Genomic DNA, 15,504 nt, shown 5'->3' on the forward strand with positions numbered 1-15,504 from the left:
GCGAACCAAGCCGGCTATGTGATTTGGGGAGCCTGGATAGCCGCTATTATTAGCAGTTAGAGAAACAAGCACGGCAGCGTCGACTGTCGAAAGAGAGAATCCCTGCAAAAGGATCATAATCCGGGGGAATGTTGCATTGAGGACGGCTTGCGGGCTGCCTACTCTGCAGCAACGGCAATCCCCGAATCACCAAAATGATTCAGTATCTGCTTCAGTTCGGTCTCTTCAACGCGATTGGCCGCTTCCTGCGGCGACACCCATTCGCAGATGCGCTGATCCCGCTCAGGCCAGTCTTTCTCCTGCCCGGTGAACTGCACCGCGAATACCGCCGCCGTGAACTGGTTTATGCGTTCAGGTGGCAGATCGGTCTTGCAGTAGCAGAAACTGCCGATTGGTACAGGAGAGACCTCACCACGAATGCCGGCTTCTTCATATGCTTCACGAAGAGCAGTGTCCGCCAGAGTGCGACCAACTTGCGGCCAGCCTTTGGGAATGATCCAGCGGCCTGTACCGCGGCTTGTGATGACAAGAACCTTGAGGGTGCCCATGTCGCGACGATAGACAAGCGCCGCAACCTGTTGCAAACGACCGGAAGGCGTCAAAATGCGCTTTTCGGTTGCAATCAGTTGTTTGGCCTGCGACTTCACCGCGAAAATCCCCTTTTTATCTATAGCATGATCCGATTCGCCAAAATAACAACTGATTAGTTAGGCAGCTGACCTTTGAAAATATTCAAAAAAGCTTTTATTTTAAAGGTATTACTAAAATTTCGGCAGGATATGGCGGCTTTGAAAACGCTATCTGCCTCTAATCGGCGTTATTTCGATGCGCTTTCCATAAGGTGCGATTGCGGCAGAAATATCACCACAATCGCGTTCGTTTGTTTTCGTTTCGCAGCGTTTTGATCTGGCGGATGTGATTCCGCCAGTTTTATCGGAAGTGCATTCGATGGACTTATGGCTTCAAGTCTGTCGGCTTCAGCCGCGCTTGTCGCCTGCGATCGGTTCCTGATAGGTGAAGCCCATATCCCAAGGGAAGTAGATCCAGGTGTCCTGAGACACTTCCGTTACGAAGGTATCGATCAGCGGACGGCCTTTCGGTTTGGCGTAAACAGTCGCAAAATGGGCCTTCGGCATCATTTCCCGCACGATGGCTGCGGTTTTGCCGGTGTCGGTCAGGTCGTCTACGACGATGACGCCTTCGCCGCCATTTTCCAGAAGTGTTTCGCTCACACTCTTGAGGATCTGCATGTCGCCTTGCGACGTGTAGTCGTGATAGGAGGCAATACAGACGGTTTCGATGAGACGAATGCCGAGTTCGCGGCAGACGATGGCTGCAGGGACCAGACCGCCACGCGTGATGGCAACAATTGCGTGCCAATCGCGATTCATACCGGCAATCCGCCAGGCGAGGGCGCGGGCATCACGGTGGAACTGATCCCATGAAACTGGGAAGGCTTTATCTGGCAAGGACATCGAAACGCTCCGTGGAACGATCCGGAGCTTGTTCTCCGGACCTTTAAAAACCAAAAATGCGCTATGACGGATTGCCAAGCGCTGTAACTGTCAGGATCTGCGGCTTTTCTTCGTCTGCGCCCTTTCAGGCGGGCGGCAAGAGAGGAAAAGGCTCTCCACCCGGCACAGTCAGCGCCGGGTGATGCTGATAACCGCAAAAATGGTGTTCTTGCAAGCGTGTCGTGTCATGACAGGCCAGTTGTTGGCCAATTGCCGGATCAAACTGGCTTCAATTGTGTCTTCTAGCGCGAGAAAAGCGTAAGAATGGGCAGCTCGTTCAGCATGGAGCGCGTCACCCCGCCAAAGACCAGTTCACGCAACCGGGAATGACTGTAAGCGCCCATCACGAAAAGATCAGCGCGTTCAGCGATGATATGTTCCCTCAACGCATCCTGCGCATAACGTCCGTTGGATGCCAGTGCTGTGGTCGTCACATCAATCCCGTGCCGGGACAGTGATTCCGCAATATCGTGGCTCGCCAAAGCCTGATCCTCGCCTTCAATTTCCGGTGGATCGACCCAAACGATTTCCGTTCTGTCGGCATGTTTCATCAAGGGCAGGGCGTCGAAAGCGGCCCGGGCCGCTTCCCGCTTGCCGTTAAAGGCGACGACGATCCGGTCGAGCGAAACCATCTGCAGCACCGGTGCATAGGGAACCAGCAGAACAGGGCAGCTGGAATTGAAAACAATCGTATCGGCGGTTTCGTCGTTGGTGGCCGGATCGTCGGGGTCGGGTTGCCCGGCGACCAGCAATTCGGCTCCAAGACAAGCAGTCAGCACGCCATCAGCAGCGGTGCCCGTTTCGGATCGCGTGATGCGATATTCATAGTTGGTGCCCTGACGGCGCATATCTTCTTCGAAGAGATGTTTCAGTCTTTCGGAAAGCTCCTTGTGCTGCTTGTCATGCAATTCGAACATTCCCGGATCGATGAAGCCGTTCGGGTCGGCATAGACGATGGGCGAAGGGATTGAATAAAGCCCGATGACGTGAATATCGGGCACCTTCTGCTTTAGAAGTCCAACGGCGGACACAACCCGCTTCAACTCGGATTCACTGCGAGAATAGGCAACCACCGTCTTGTAGGACATGACCGAACTCCTTCCGGCTGTGTTTCTATTTTAGCATATAGTGCAACGAGTTGCGCGGGCAAAAGGTTGCAAAGGATTAAGCGGCACCTTTTGTTTCGAGCGACGAGATCATTTTTTCGATTGCATCAATTGCCGTATCGATTTTTTGAGGATCGCTCCCGCGGACGACAAGTTCCGTGCTGAAGCGCCCATTCTCGAATTTCGGATAGGAACCGATGATTGTGTCGGGGTTTTCTTTCTGGATTTCCGTCAGGGGTGCGCCAATCACGCCTTCGCCAAAAGGACAAAGCACCGATCTGGACAGAAGCTTGCGGCCGGTCTTCAGTGTCGGCAGTACATTGTCGAGCATTGCCTGAAACACGGAAGGCACGCCTGCCATCACATAGACATTGCCTATATGAAAGCCGGGTGCGGCGGAGATCGGGTTCGCTATATGTTCAGAACCTTGCGGCATGCGCGCCATGCGCTTGCGCGAGTCGGTGAATTCCAGCCCGCGCTTTGCATAATTGTCGCCAAGCAGTTTCATGGCTTTTTCGTCATAGATACAAAGCACGCCAAAGGCCGCAGAAACCGCATCGGCGGTGATGTCGTCATGGGTAGGGCCAATTCCACCGGACGTGAAAACATAGTCATAATGCGGTCGCAGTGCATTCAGAGCGGCGACGATGGCGATTTCTTCGTCCGGAACAATCCGTACTTCCTTGAGATCAATGCCCACCGCTGTCAGGACATCGGCGAGATGTCCAATATTCTTGTCCTTGGTGCGGCCTGAGAGAAGCTCGTCGCCAATTGCCAGCATGGCTGCCTTGACGGCTTGCTGCGGATTGTTCGTCATATCCAGACTCCATTTTCTGGCATCAGTTAAGCGCCAGCAGGACAAGGCTGCAACTGCTTTATTGCAGCATTTTATTTGGGCGCGAGAAGTTGTGCCTTCCCAAAGAAGGCGGCTCCCCTAATTGAACCTGTCGAGGTTGGGGCCTCACAAATCGGGATATGGAGACGTCACATGGTTAAAGTGCTGGTGCTGTATTATTCGGCCTATGGTCACATGGAGAAAATGGCCAAGGCGGCGGCTGAAGGTGCGCGCGAAGGCGGCGCGGAGGTCACGATCAAACGGGTGCCGGAACTGGTTCCGCCGGATGTCGCGAAAGCCTCGCACTACAAGATCGATCAGGATGCGCCGATTGCCACGCCAGCTGAACTTGCGGATTACGATGCCATCATCATCGGCACCGCTACCCGCTATGGCATGATGGCAGCTCAAATGAAGAATTTCCTCGACCAGACCGGCGGTCTCTGGGCAAAGGGTGCCCTCATCAACAAGGTCGGGTCGGTGATGGTTTCCACAGCCACACAACATGGTGGCGCGGAACTGGCGTTGATTTCCACACAGTGGCAGATGCAGCATCAGGGCATGATTATCGTCCCGCTTTCCTATGCCTATCAGGGGCAGATGGGAAATGATGTGGTGCGCGGCGGTGCTCCCTACGGGATGACGACAACTGCAGATGGCGACGGTTCACGCCAGCCTTCGGAACAGGAACTGGACGGGGCGCGGTTTCAGGGCAAGCGTGTTGCGGAAATCACTGCCAAGCTGAACAGCTGAGCGGAGTAGCAGCTATTGAAAAGCCGCAGATTCAATCTGCGGCTTTTCTGAAATAAGAGTTTAGAAAGATCAGTTAACTGTTTCTGTTTTATTATCTTTTTCAATGACATGATAAGTCATTTGCGGATAAGGGATGTTGATCCCGGCTTTGTCAAATTCGATCTTCACCGTTTTGATGGTGTGGCGCGACACCTGCGCATAATCGGCGCTGTTTATCCAGTAGTTGGCGCTGAGAACAACGGCACTGTCGCCCAGTTGCGATACGAAATAGGCCGGTGCGGGCGTTGAGAGAACACCTTTCTGATCTTCGACAACCTTCTTTATGATCGCGAAGGCCTGATCGATATTGTCTTCGTAGCCAATCCCCACCTTGAACTCGTGCATGCGGGTTTTCATGCGACTGTAATTGGTGACGGGTGTATTCCAAAGAGAGGAATTGGGTGCCAGCACGTAAAGGCCATCAATGGTTTTGAGCTCTGTCGCAAACAAGCCGACGTCTTGCACGGTGCCGACGACGGTGCCTGCGCTGATATATTCACCAACGCGAAATGGTCTGAGGACCAGAATCATGATGCCTGCTGCGATGTTCTGTAACGTGCCTTGAAGGGCGAGGCCGATAGCAAGGCCAATGGCGCCTAGCGCTGCGAGAATGGACGCGGTCTGGACGCCAAATTGCCCGAGAACCATGACCAGAATGATGATGAGTATGCTGTAGCGGACGACAGCGCCGAAGAACCCGACCAGTGTCTGGTCGAAACCACGAATTTTCGACAGCGACTGTATGGTCCATTTTTGAAGGATTCCGGCCAGTATCCAGCCGACACAAAGGATAATCAGCGCACCGAGTGTGGAGACTGAATATCGTATGAGAAGGTCGTACATCTGGAGAACGAATGCGTTTGTATTTGCGATCAACTGTGTGGTTTGCTCTTCCATTGTTCCGTCTGCATCAGTTTCGAGTAGGGGAAAACTGGAGGATAGGGCAGCAAACTGTCAAGGCGAGGTTGCCTGGAGCGGATATGGGAAACTGAGCGCAATAGGAGGATGTGGTGCGGTCGGCGGGACTTGAACCCGCAAGTCTAAAAGACGACGGATTTTAAGTCCGTTGCGTATACCAATTTCGCCACGACCGCAGCAATTACCCTCGTCTATGTCATGATTTGTGTCACGAATTCAAGCCACAAAGCCTGTTAACATCAACAGTTAGTATTGCCGAATATATGCTTACTCTAAATCGTTGATTTGGCGACCTGACGAGCTTCAACCTTGTCTGCATTGTCAAACCCATGTAGCGATGGGCGGAAATCCAGCAGGAAATGCAGAAAGTCGAATAATGACCGCCTTCGTCAAATCCGTATCCGAGGCCGAAAAGGCAATGCGCGCGCTGTTTCCTGAAACGCCGCTGCAGCTCAACGATTACCTTTCACGGAAGTACGGTGCGGAAATTTGGCTCAAGCGCGAAGATCTCGCGCCGGTCCGGTCCTACAAGATTCGTGGCGCTTTCAACTTCATCTCCAAGGCGGTCGAAACGACCGACAAGAATGCGGTGTTCGTTTGCGCTTCCGCAGGCAACCATGCACAGGGTTTTGCATTCGTCTGCCGCCATTTTGGCCGCAAGGGTGTCGTTTTCATGCCGGTTACAACGCCACAGCAGAAAATCGACAAGACCCGGGCTTTTGGCGGCGAATTCATCGAAATCAAGCTGGTGGGCGATATTTTCGACGTTTGCTATGCCGCGTCGCAGGAGTTTGCCGCAAGCCAGAAAGGCGTGATGGTGCCGCCTTTCGATCATCCCGGTATCGTTGAGGGGCAGGCAACAGTGGCGCTTGAGATCGAACGGCAATTGCCGGAGGGAAAGAAGCCCGACTTCATCCTGCTGCCTGTCGGTGGCGGCGGATTGTCCGGCGGCGTCACGCAATATGTTTCTGATCTGGGCTGGAAGACGAGTTTCCGCTTTATCGAGCCACAGGGCGCAGCGAGCCTGAAAGGAAGCCTTGAAGCAGGCAAGCGTATCAAACTTACGCATGTCGACAATTTCGTCGATGGTGCAGCTGTTGCCGAGATAGGAAAAGAAAATTTCAAACTTCTTAAAGGGTTCGATCCGGAAACTGTCATAATGGTTCCGGAAAACCGGCTTTGCGCAACAATCATCGAAATGCTCAATATTGAGGGCGTCGTGCTTGAACCAGCGGGTGCGCTCGGCATTGATGCGCTGAAGGATTTCAAGAAGAGCGACCTCAAAGGCAAGCGTATCGTCATTGTTGTTTCGGGCGGCAATTTCGATTTCGAACGCCTGCCGGATGTCCGTGAGCGTGCACTGCGCTTCGAAGGCTTGAAGAAATATTTCATCTTCCGCTTCCCGCAAAGGCCGGGCGCGCTTCGGTCGTTCCTTGATCTTCTGGGTCCTGAAGATGATATTGCGCGTTTCGAATATCTGAAGAAATCGGCGCGTAATTTCGGCTCTGTGCTGATCGGCATCGAAACGAAGAACGCATCAAACTTCAAGCTTCTGGAAAAGAAATTCGCAGAAGCCGGTTGGGCTTATCAGGACATAACGGACAATCAGGTGCTCGCTGATTTCATCATCTGATTTCGGTGCCTTAAGCGAAATCAGTTGCTTTTTCGACGAAAACACCCCATATGCCGCGTCAGGCGCATGGGCCGACGTGTTCGTCGGCTTTCCCGGCATTGGACTTGTTGCGTCTCGCCTCTGTCTTCCGGAATGGTCCGGAAGCGGGGAGACCCGAGAAAATGTTCGGGCACGGCAGCGCAAGTCGCCTGGAGTTTACAAGCTTCGGCGTCCCGTCGTTATCATTGAACAGATAGAGTTCGGCAAGTTGCGCTTGACCGGCATTTGTATGCGGACCATGACATCATGGTGCCGCCGAAAGAGATTGAATTGACAAAAGAAATTACGGGCGGCTTTGCCGCTCTCGGCGTTACCGGCATTTTGCTCAAGGGCGTCGAAGCCGCTGGCATGACCGAGCCGAAGCCGATCCAGTTGCAGGCGATTCCACACCAGCTTGAAGGCCGCGATATTCTTGGTATCGCGCAGACGGGCTCCGGCAAGACCGCAGCTTTCAGCCTGCCGATCCTGCAGAAGATCATCGGCCTCGGCGACAAGCGCCGTCCGAAGACCGCGCGCGCACTGATCCTGGCGCCAACGCGTGAACTCGCCGTGCAAATTGAACAGACGATCCGCAATGTTTCCAAACACGCGCATATCTCGACAGCGCTTGTCTTGGGCGGCGTTTCCAAGCTGTCCCAGATCAAGCGCATCGCACCGGGCATTGACGTTCTGATCGCCACGCCTGGTCGTTTGACCGATCTGATGCGTGACGGTCTGGTTGACCTCTCGCAGACGCGTTGGCTCGTCCTCGACGAAGCGGACCGTATGCTGGACATGGGCTTCATCAACGATGTGAAGCGCATTGCAAAAGCGACGCATTTCGATCGTCAGACCGCGCTGTTTTCGGCCACCATGCCGAAGGAAATCGCGTCGCTGGCAGGAAGCTTGCTGCGTGACCCGGTTCGTGTGGAAGTCGCTCCGCAGGGAACGACGGCTGCTGAAATCACGCAGGTTGTGCATCCTGTGCACACCAAGGAGAAGCGCCGTCTTCTTTCCGCGCTGCTGGGTGACAAGGCTATGCGTTCGGTCATCGTCTTCACCCGTACGAAGCATGGTGCCGATGCAGTCGTCCGTCATCTGGAACGCGATGGCTATGAAGTCGCTGCCATCCACGGCAACAAGTCGCAGAATGCACGTCAGCGCGCGCTGAACGGATTCCGTGATGGATCGCTGCGGATTTTGATAGCAACCGATATTGCTGCACGCGGCATCGACGTGCCGGGTATCAGCCACGTCGTGAACTACGATCTGCCTGACGAGCCGGAAACCTATGTGCATCGTATTGGCCGTACCGGCCGTAATGGCGCCAGCGGCGCATCGATCACGCTCTATGATCCGGCAGCGGAAGAATCCAAGCTGAGAGCCGTTGAGCGTGTGACGCGTAACAAGCTTCCGATCAAGGATGCACCTGTGGAGCTTGCTCCTGCTCCGGCACCGCGCGCAGCGGCTCCGGGCGAACGCCCACAGAAGACCCTGCATCGCAAGGGCGGAACGGCGCAGAAGCCACGTCGTGCAGCCCCGAAGTCAGGCGACCATCGTACAGGCGGTCACGCAGCAGGTGAAGCCGCTCCGAAAGCAAAGCGTCCGTTCCGCCGCAAGCGCCGCAATGCCAACGGCAATGGTGGACAGCGCGCAGCGTAAGCTTGCCTTGAATATTTTTTCAAGAAGCCGCCCATTTCGGGCGGCTTTTCTATTTATGACCGCAGGATGGGTTTCAATTTGCGTAATGGCTTGAAAAAATATTCCATGCTTGCTTGAAGGGCAGGGCCGTTCCTCATAATTTCCTCTTCAAAACAGGAAGGACGGAAGCCATGTTCCAATCGGTGCTCGACGCAATCGGCAATACGCCATTGATCCATTTGAAAAAGGCTTCCGAACTGACCGGCTGCGCAATTTATGGCAAGGCCGAGTTTCTCAATCCCGGACAGTCGGTGAAGGACCGCGCAGCGCTCTATATTATTCGCGATGCCGAAAAGCGTGGGCTTCTGAAACCCGGTGGTGTCATCGTTGAAGGTACGGCCGGCAATACCGGCATCGGCCTCACGATGGTCGCGAAAGCGCTTGGCTATCGGACAGTTATCGTTATTCCCGAAACGCAAAGCCAGGAAAAGAAGGACGCGCTGCGCCTGCTTGGCGCCGAACTGATTGAAGTTCCAGCCGCACCCTATCGCAATCCGAACAATTATGTGCGTCTGTCGGGACGACTGGCCAAACAACTTGCCAGAAGCGAGCCGAACGGCGCGGTATGGGCCAATCAATTCGATAATCCGATCAACCGGCAGGCCCATATCGAAACCACGGCGCAGGAAATCTGGCGGGATACCGACGGCAAGGTGGACGGGTTTGTCGCCGCTGTTGGATCGGGCGGAACGCTTGTCGGCACTGCATTCGGTCTGAAAGACCACAACGCCGATATCAAGATCGCACTTGCCGATCCATATGGAGCCGCACTCCATTCCTTCTATACGACAGGCGAGATGAAAGCCGAAGGCGACTCGATCACCGAAGGCATCGGGCAGGGGCGTGTCACCGCCAATCTTGAAGGGTTCAACCCCGATTTCTCTTATCGCCTCTCCGACGCGGAGGCGCTCGATATCGTTTTCGATCTCGTGGAAAATGAGGGACTTTGCCTCGGTGGTTCTTCAGGTATCAATATTGCTGGCGCAATCCGGCTTGCAAAAGATCTCGGGCCGGGCCACACAATTGTGACGGTGCTTTGCGACTATGGTAATCGTTACCAGTCCAAGCTGTTCAATCCTGCTTTCCTGCGTGGCAAGAACCTGCCAGTGCCGGGATGGCTGGAGAGGAAGACCGAGATAGACATACCGTTCGAGGGATAATCATGGCATACGAGACCGAAGCGCTTTTCCGCGAAGATTCCTATCTTTCAACGGCGGAGGGCACGGTACTCGCCATTACCGAGACGGGCGGGATTATTCTCGACCAGACAAACTTCTATGCGACCTCCGGCGGCCAACCGGGGGATATCGGCTTTCTCGAGCGCGCGGATGGTTCTCGTATCGAGATTTCAGCTACCGTTACGGGCGAAAACAAGAACGAAATCATTCATGTTCCGGCAGAAGGACAGGCTTCGCCCACTGTCGGTGAAAAGCTGATCCTGCATCTTGACTGGCCGCGTCGCTACAAGCTGATGCGGATGCATACGGCCTGCCACCTGCTTTCCGTTGTCTGCCCGTTTCCGATTACCGGCGCTGCGGTGGGCGAGGATGAAAGTCGTGTTGATTTCGATCTTCCCGATCCGAGCTACACCAAGGAATTCGTGACCGAAAGGCTCATGGAGCGGGTGAATGCCAATGACGCGGTTGTCATTCGCTGGATCAGCGATGAAGAATTCCTTGCAAATCCGGATATCGTAAAGTCGAAGAATGTGCGTCCTCCAGTGGGGCTCGGTCGCATACGCCTTGTTCTTATCGGTGAAAACGGCGTGGTGGATTCGCAACCTTGCGGTGGCACGCACGTTTCCGAAACGCAGGAAGTGGGTGAAATCCACATCGGCAAGATCGAGAAAAAGGGCAAGGAAAACCGCCGGTTCCGCATTCGCTTTGGCCCCCTGCCAGAAGCCTGAACCCATTGTTTTCTGCATGTTTCCCGGTTTTACGAAACATGCTTGAGGAGTGTTTACCCATGGTAGAGAAAAGCGCCTTTGTCGTTTCACGGGACTGGTTGAAAGAACGGCTCGGCAAGCCGGGCATCGCGATTGTCGATGCCTCCTGGTATCTCCCGGCTGCTGGACGCAATGGGCAGGAAGAATACAACGCTGCACATATTCCGGGCGCTGTGTTTTTCGATCAGGACAAGATCGCCGACAAGGAATCCGGTCTGCCGCACACCCTGCCGTCGCCAGAGCTTTTTGCGCAGCATGTCGGTGCCATGGGAATTACGGCTGATGAGACAGTTGTTGTCTATGACGGAGTCGGCATGTTTTCCGCACCGCGCGTCTGGTGGATGTTCCGCGTGATGGGTGTGAAGAATGTCTATGTAATTGATGGCGGTTTCGACGGCTGGAAAAAGGCTGGTTATCCGGTGACCGAAGAAGCTACAAAGATTGCGCCAACGCTGTTCACGCCATCATTCGACGAGGCCGCAGTGGTCGATTTCGTGCAGATGCGCGAAATCGTGGACGAGCGACGCTCGCAGATCGCCGATGCACGCGCAGCCGGACGCTTCACCGGACGCGATGCCGAGCCACGGGCAGGCATGCGCTCCGGCCATATGCCCGGTGCACGCAACGTTCCCGTTGGCACTTTGTCTGAAAACGGTGAGCTAAAGGACCTTGCAAGCCTGCGCAAGATTTTCGACGAGGCCGGTGTTGATCTCTCACAACCGGTCGTTACGAGCTGTGGCTCTGGCGTGACCGCAGCGGTCATCATGCTTGCACTGGCGTCGGTCGGCCACAAGGATAATCGTCTATACGACGGTTCCTGGAGTGAATGGGGAAGCAGGCAGGATACACCAGTTGTCACCGGTGAAGCTGAATAAGCATGACCGGAAAACTGACCGCCCGCATCACCCACCTGGAAATGTCTGCCCGTCAGGCAGTTCAGGTGCCGGTGCCGTCTGGTATCCGCCTCGCTATGATGCGCGCGGGTGCCATGCCGGTCCATTACTACCGCTATCTCTATGAACAGATCGGGCGTAAGCATCACTGGATGATGCGCCGTGTTCAGACGGACGCGGAAGTTGCAGCCGTAATTCATGCAGATACGACTGAAATCCACGTTCTTTATGCAGAAGGCTGTCCCGCTGGATTTGTCGAACTCGACTTGACCGCTTTGCCGGAGGCTGCCGAGATTGTCTATTTCGGTCTCATCGATGATTTTCAGGGGCGGGGTCTCGGAAAGTTTTTCCTGAGTGAGGCCATTTCCGCAGCCTGGGCGCATGCACCGGAAAAGGTGATGATCCATACCAATACGCTCGACAGCCCACGAGCTCTGCAACTCTATCAGAAAATGGGATTCGTGCCGGTCGGTTGGTCTGAAGAGGTAATTGAACCCTGGGAATGAAGCGCGGCGTTATCCGCGCGCCACTTCCCGAGCACTTACGATAGAAACGACAGATGCGCTGGCAAGGCGCCCGCTTTCTTCATCGAAGACCACGCAATTGCGTCCGCGCTGCTTCGCAATATAGAGGCAGCGATCAGCGCGGCTGAGCACCTGTGAGTTCGTCTCATTTTTCGGCGCTGAGGCAACACCGATACTGATCGTCAACGGATAGACCTGATACTCCGTTGTGTGAAACGGCGTATTTTCTACTTCTGCGCGTATACGCTGTGCAACCCGCATACCGGTCTCTCCACTGGCACCCGGCAGAAAAACGCAGAATTCTTCCCCACCGATACGGCCGACGAGATCGCCTTTTCGCGTCACATTCTGAAGCGCGAATGCGATCAGCTTCAAGGCACGGTCGCCGACGCCGTGGCCAAATGTATCGTTGATCGCCTTGAAATGGTCGGCATCGATAACGAGCAAGGTGCCGGTTTCGATACGGGAGCGGCTGATCTTCATGGCTTCGAACAACGCTTCACGGTTGAGAAGACCAGTCATGTGGTCGATCCGTGACCGTGCCTGCAGTTCGACATGCGCTTTTTCAAGCTGGAGATATGCGTCTTGCAACTTGCTATGTTGATGAAAAATATAGGCAAGAGAAGGGAAGGCCGTGGCTGCGGGAATGCCCGCGCTGAGGCCGAGCGCGACGATGCCAGGCGTGACGCCAGAAGTAAACGCCACTATCGAGGTTGCCCCGAGAGAGAACAACACGACAGACAACGTTATTAAGGCTGCTTTTAGTAGAGCAGTCTTCTTCATTTCCTCGCGCTCCCAACCCTGAGTGAGGATGATCTACGACCCGCGCCTGATCCCTATTAAGAACGGGCATTTATTTTGTGGGCCTTATAAAAGGAACGCCGGAGAGGGGAAAGATACCACCATGCGCTTCTTGCAATTTTTTGTCTATGAGTGCCATTGTTGACACAATCACAGGTAGCATAGCGAATATATGTTACGAGGAAATGTAATTAAGCACAACTATGTTTAAAAGAACTGTCTCAACGAGACATAAATCGTAAGTGGCTAATATAACTCAGGAAATACCCTGAGTAAGGCATTGTAACGAATCCCGGAGCGGCCTGACACTCCGGGATTTTGGCCGGGATTTCGCCGGCATTATGACTGCTGATGGCTTGAATCAGAAGACCGCCAAATATTTCAGAAGCGAAATGATGCCAATAATGATCACGATAACTTGAGCGATCTGTTTGACCTTGGCATCCAGAGGCAGCATGTTGATAAGATAAAGTACGAGGAAGATAACAAGAATTGTTATCAGAAGGCTGATGAGGATGGACATAGGCGGTCTGATCCTTCCCGGAACTTGGGGTTGCGTTGCCTAACCGACGACCGTTCCTCGACGCCGCCGATTGAGCCCGTTCAAACCGAAAGAAAGAGCAGGGCTCTTGCTAGCGGCACATCGTCTCCAATCCAAAAACGATGTGCCGGTTAACGTTCCAAGGAAAAGAAGGTTCCGCTTTGTAAGCAATAACTTAAATCAAGCTGGCACCGAACAGTGCAAGATTTTTCAGATATTCAGCTACGCATGCTGCCCGTCTCGCGGCGGCGCTGATGCCAGCTGAAAGCCTCTTCAATTAGATGAGGTGTATGCCCGCCACGTGCGCAAGCGCGGTCGAAATAATCGTTGAGTTGTGGGCGATAATCCGGGTGCGCACAGTTGTCGATGATGACACGGGCCCGTTCACGAGGGGCGAGGCCGCGCAGATCGGCAAGGCCCTGTTCCGTTACCAGAATGTCCACGTCATGCTCCGTATGGTCGACATGCGTGACCATCGGAACGACGGACGATATCGCGCCGTTCTTGGCTTCGGATTTGGTCACGAAGATCGAGATGAAGGCGTTACGGGCAAAGTCGCCTGAACCGCCAATCCCGTTCATCATATGTGTGCCGTCGACATGCGTGGAATTCACATTGCCATAAATGTCGAATTCGAGCGCGGTATTGATACCGATAATGCCGAGACGACGGATGACTTCCGGGTGGTTGCTGATTTCCTGCGGGCGCAGAATAAGCTTGTCGCGGTAACGGTCGATATTGTTGAAGACACGCTCTCCGCAGGCGGGGCTGAGCGTGATCGATGATCCTGATGCAAAGTCGAGCTTTTCGGCATCGAACAGGTCGAAGGTGCTGTCCTGCAGCACTTCGCTATACATGCGCAGATTGTGGAACGGGCTATCGGCAAAACCGTTCAATACGGCATTTGCAATGGTGCCGATGCCAGCCTGAAGCGGATTGAGCGTCAGATCAAGACGTCCGGCAGCGACTTCCTGCATCAGAAATTCAATCAGATGGCCCGCAATGGCTATTGTTTCACCGTCGGCCGGTTCCACGGTCGAGGCGCTGTCATTTTCCTGCGTGATGACGATGCCTGCGATCTTTTCCGGTGGGATCGGGATATAGGGCAGGCCGACGCGGCTGTCGCACGCCGTGACCGGTATAGGGTCGCGGGAAGGGCGCTTCGTTGGAATATAGATGTCGTGCAGACCTTCGAGCGCCATAGGCTGATTAAGGTTCACTTCAACGATGACCTTATCGGCCAGAATGGCAAAACTTGCCGAATTGCCGATCGATGTCGTGGGAATGATTCCGCCGCTCTCGGTGATGGCAAGAGCCTCGACCACGGCGTAGTCGATAGGACCGATCTGGTTTGAGCGCAATTGCTCTACAGTTTCGGAAAGATGCTGGTCGATGAACATCACTTCGCCGCGATTGATCGCGGCACGCAGGGTTCTGTCGACCTGAAACGGCATGCGCCGCGAGAGCACGTGTGCTTCTGTAAGAATCTTGTCGACGTCGTGGCCGAGGGAAGCGCCAGTAATCAGCGTGATCTTGAAGGGATCTGTCGCAGCACGGCCAGCCATGGCAACGGGTACAGCCTTGGCGTCGCCAGCGCGGGTAAATCCACTCATGCCGACGACCATACCGTCCTGGATAAGGCTCGCGGCCTGTTCAGCGGTAATGATCTTGTCTCGAAGCGAAGTGTTTCGAATACGTGCTTCCAACATCTTTAAATCTACCTTCCTTCCCATCCGGACTTGAGCCGGAAATGGCGCTCACCGTCTCGAAAGCAAGATATCACTACCGACCATCTGCGAAATACGACGCCGCCCGGGTAATAGCCTATATGGACCGACAGTACACGCATGCTTTGGTCTTAGATGCCAAGACAGATTGCTGTGATACTGGTCGTGTTTCCCATGCCAAGCGATTCTTCGAAATGATTGAAATCAACGGCGTATCTCCGTGTCCCGAAAGCTGTTGCGCTTGATCTCGCGATAGATCGTCGAGCGATGACGACCCATCAGCCGCGCTATATCGCCGAGAGGGACTTTGAGCTGTTTAAGCTCGAAAAGACGGCTACGTTCACGCAAAGTGATCTGTGAATAGCAATTCGACATCCAATTTCCTCCATGGCTAACCTCATGAATTCATTTGCAAGTCGCACTTCAAGCTAGAACCCACCCTGCTATATACATCGATCACATAAGATAGATTATGGAACTAACCCATATCCATCTGTCTTGAAACATGGCGACAACCGCTTGCGGCGCTGTCGACATCTGAGCTCCTCGAGACTTA

The 15,504-nt window shown here is 54.2% G+C and carries 15 protein-coding genes, 1 tRNA gene and 1 pseudogene; 7 read left to right on the top strand and 10 right to left on the bottom strand.

Going from position 1 to position 15,504, the window contains the following annotated elements; all coding sequences use genetic code 11:
• Positions 1-158: 158 nt before the first annotated feature.
• The 4 genes from AAE521_RS03150 to AAE521_RS03165 form a co-directional block, all read right to left on the bottom strand.
• Positions 159-647, bottom strand: coding sequence for an NUDIX hydrolase (locus AAE521_RS03150; RefSeq protein WP_342060441.1), 489 nt, complete (start codon positions 645-647; stop codon positions 159-161).
• 330 nt (positions 648-977) lie between these two features.
• Entirely contained in the window at positions 978-1,475 is a 498-nt protein-coding gene (gene gpt / locus AAE521_RS03155) for a xanthine phosphoribosyltransferase (RefSeq protein WP_342060442.1), read from the bottom strand.
• Between the two features lie 281 nt (positions 1,476-1,756).
• A complete protein-coding gene (locus AAE521_RS03160; RefSeq protein WP_342060443.1) occupies positions 1,757-2,602 on the bottom strand; it encodes a universal stress protein in 846 nt (281 codons plus the stop codon).
• Positions 2,603-2,678: 76 nt separating this feature from the next.
• Positions 2,679-3,437, bottom strand: coding sequence for a competence/damage-inducible protein A (locus AAE521_RS03165; RefSeq protein ID WP_342060444.1), 759 nt, complete (start codon positions 3,435-3,437; stop codon positions 2,679-2,681).
• Between the two features lie 171 nt (positions 3,438-3,608).
• Between AAE521_RS03165 and wrbA the strand changes: the two genes are divergently transcribed.
• Positions 3,609-4,208 (top strand): NAD(P)H:quinone oxidoreductase type IV, encoded by a 600-nt coding sequence (gene wrbA, locus AAE521_RS03170; RefSeq protein WP_010660082.1) that lies wholly within the window; start codon positions 3,609-3,611, stop codon positions 4,206-4,208.
• Positions 4,209-4,277: 69 nt separating this feature from the next.
• Here wrbA and AAE521_RS03175 read toward each other — a convergent pair whose 3' ends face one another.
• Together AAE521_RS03175 and AAE521_RS03180 are read right to left on the bottom strand one after the other, a co-directional pair.
• Complete coding sequence (locus AAE521_RS03175) at positions 4,278-5,144, bottom strand: mechanosensitive ion channel family protein (RefSeq protein ID WP_342060445.1); 867 nt, start codon at positions 5,142-5,144, stop codon at positions 4,278-4,280.
• Between the two features lie 111 nt (positions 5,145-5,255).
• Positions 5,256-5,341, bottom strand: a tRNA-Leu gene (locus AAE521_RS03180).
• 197 nt (positions 5,342-5,538) lie between these two features.
• Between AAE521_RS03180 and ilvA the strand changes: the two genes are divergently transcribed.
• The 6 genes from ilvA to AAE521_RS03210 all read left to right on the top strand — a co-directional run bounded on the left by ilvA (position 5,539) and on the right by AAE521_RS03210 (position 11,861).
• Positions 5,539-6,798 (top strand): threonine ammonia-lyase IlvA, encoded by a 1,260-nt coding sequence (gene ilvA / locus AAE521_RS03185; protein ID WP_342060586.1) that lies wholly within the window; start codon positions 5,539-5,541, stop codon positions 6,796-6,798.
• A gap of 285 nt (positions 6,799-7,083) precedes the next feature.
• Entirely contained in the window at positions 7,084-8,478 is a 1,395-nt protein-coding gene (locus tag AAE521_RS03190) for a DEAD/DEAH box helicase (RefSeq protein WP_342060446.1), read from the top strand.
• Positions 8,479-8,648: 170 nt separating this feature from the next.
• Positions 8,649-9,677 carry a cysteine synthase A gene (locus AAE521_RS03195; RefSeq protein WP_342060447.1) on the top strand — a complete coding sequence of 343 codons (1,029 nt, stop codon included), beginning with the start codon at positions 8,649-8,651 and terminating at the stop codon, positions 9,675-9,677.
• A 2-nt stretch (positions 9,678-9,679) separates the two neighbouring features.
• Positions 9,680-10,423 carry an alanyl-tRNA editing protein gene (locus AAE521_RS03200; protein ID WP_342060448.1) on the top strand — a complete coding sequence of 248 codons (744 nt, stop codon included), beginning with the start codon at positions 9,680-9,682 and terminating at the stop codon, positions 10,421-10,423.
• 59 nt (positions 10,424-10,482) lie between these two features.
• Positions 10,483-11,337, top strand: coding sequence for a 3-mercaptopyruvate sulfurtransferase (sseA, locus tag AAE521_RS03205; RefSeq protein ID WP_342060449.1), 855 nt, complete (start codon positions 10,483-10,485; stop codon positions 11,335-11,337).
• A 2-nt stretch (positions 11,338-11,339) separates the two neighbouring features.
• Entirely contained in the window at positions 11,340-11,861 is a 522-nt protein-coding gene (locus tag AAE521_RS03210; protein ID WP_342060450.1) for a GNAT family N-acetyltransferase, read from the top strand.
• Between the two features lie 9 nt (positions 11,862-11,870).
• On the opposite strand, the gene AAE521_RS03215 is transcribed toward AAE521_RS03210, so the two are convergent.
• The 4 genes and pseudogenes from AAE521_RS03215 to AAE521_RS03230 all read right to left on the bottom strand — a co-directional run.
• Positions 11,871-12,662, bottom strand: a complete 792-nt coding sequence (locus tag AAE521_RS03215) for a GGDEF domain-containing protein (RefSeq protein ID WP_012092042.1) — start codon at positions 12,660-12,662, stop codon at positions 11,871-11,873.
• A gap of 379 nt (positions 12,663-13,041) precedes the next feature.
• Entirely contained in the window at positions 13,042-13,203 is a 162-nt protein-coding gene (locus tag AAE521_RS03220) for a Thivi_2564 family membrane protein (RefSeq protein ID WP_010660091.1), read from the bottom strand.
• A gap of 236 nt (positions 13,204-13,439) precedes the next feature.
• Positions 13,440-14,930 carry a succinyl-CoA:acetate CoA-transferase ScpC gene (locus AAE521_RS03225; protein WP_342060451.1) on the bottom strand — a complete coding sequence of 497 codons (1,491 nt, stop codon included), beginning with the start codon at positions 14,928-14,930 and terminating at the stop codon, positions 13,440-13,442.
• 231 nt (positions 14,931-15,161) lie between these two features.
• Positions 15,162-15,323 (bottom strand): annotated as a pseudogene (locus tag AAE521_RS03230) (helix-turn-helix domain-containing protein); the annotation flags it as partial.
• Positions 15,324-15,504: the final 181 nt, after the last annotated feature.

This window comes from Brucella cytisi (assembly GCF_038433355.1).
In the GTDB taxonomy this organism is placed as follows: domain Bacteria; phylum Pseudomonadota; class Alphaproteobacteria; order Rhizobiales; family Rhizobiaceae; genus Brucella; species Brucella cytisi.

Bases quoted from the DNA above. Each gene is read 5' to 3' on its own strand.
- AAE521_RS03200 (WP_342060448.1), top strand. From the start codon at position 9,680: ATGGCATACGAGACCGAAGCGCTTTTCCGCGAAGATTCCTATCTTTCA.
- AAE521_RS03215 (WP_012092042.1), bottom strand. From the start codon at position 12,662: ATGAAGAAGACTGCTCTACTAAAAGCAGCCTTAATAACGTTGTCTGTC.
- AAE521_RS03160 (WP_342060443.1), bottom strand. From the start codon at position 2,602: ATGTCCTACAAGACGGTGGTTGCCTATTCTCGCAGTGAATCCGAGTTG.
- gpt (WP_342060442.1), bottom strand. From the start codon at position 1,475: ATGTCCTTGCCAGATAAAGCCTTCCCAGTTTCATGGGATCAGTTCCAC.
- wrbA (WP_010660082.1), top strand. From the start codon at position 3,609: ATGGTTAAAGTGCTGGTGCTGTATTATTCGGCCTATGGTCACATGGAG.
- sseA (WP_342060449.1), top strand. From the start codon at position 10,483: ATGGTAGAGAAAAGCGCCTTTGTCGTTTCACGGGACTGGTTGAAAGAA.
- AAE521_RS03210 (WP_342060450.1), top strand. From the start codon at position 11,340: ATGACCGGAAAACTGACCGCCCGCATCACCCACCTGGAAATGTCTGCC.
- AAE521_RS03195 (WP_342060447.1), top strand. From the start codon at position 8,649: ATGTTCCAATCGGTGCTCGACGCAATCGGCAATACGCCATTGATCCAT.
- AAE521_RS03225 (WP_342060451.1), bottom strand. From the start codon at position 14,930: ATGTTGGAAGCACGTATTCGAAACACTTCGCTTCGAGACAAGATCATT.
- AAE521_RS03175 (WP_342060445.1), bottom strand. From the start codon at position 5,144: ATGGAAGAGCAAACCACACAGTTGATCGCAAATACAAACGCATTCGTT.
- AAE521_RS03165 (WP_342060444.1), bottom strand. From the start codon at position 3,437: ATGACGAACAATCCGCAGCAAGCCGTCAAGGCAGCCATGCTGGCAATT.
- AAE521_RS03190 (WP_342060446.1), top strand. From the start codon at position 7,084: ATGGTGCCGCCGAAAGAGATTGAATTGACAAAAGAAATTACGGGCGGC.
- AAE521_RS03220 (WP_010660091.1), bottom strand. From the start codon at position 13,203: ATGTCCATCCTCATCAGCCTTCTGATAACAATTCTTGTTATCTTCCTC.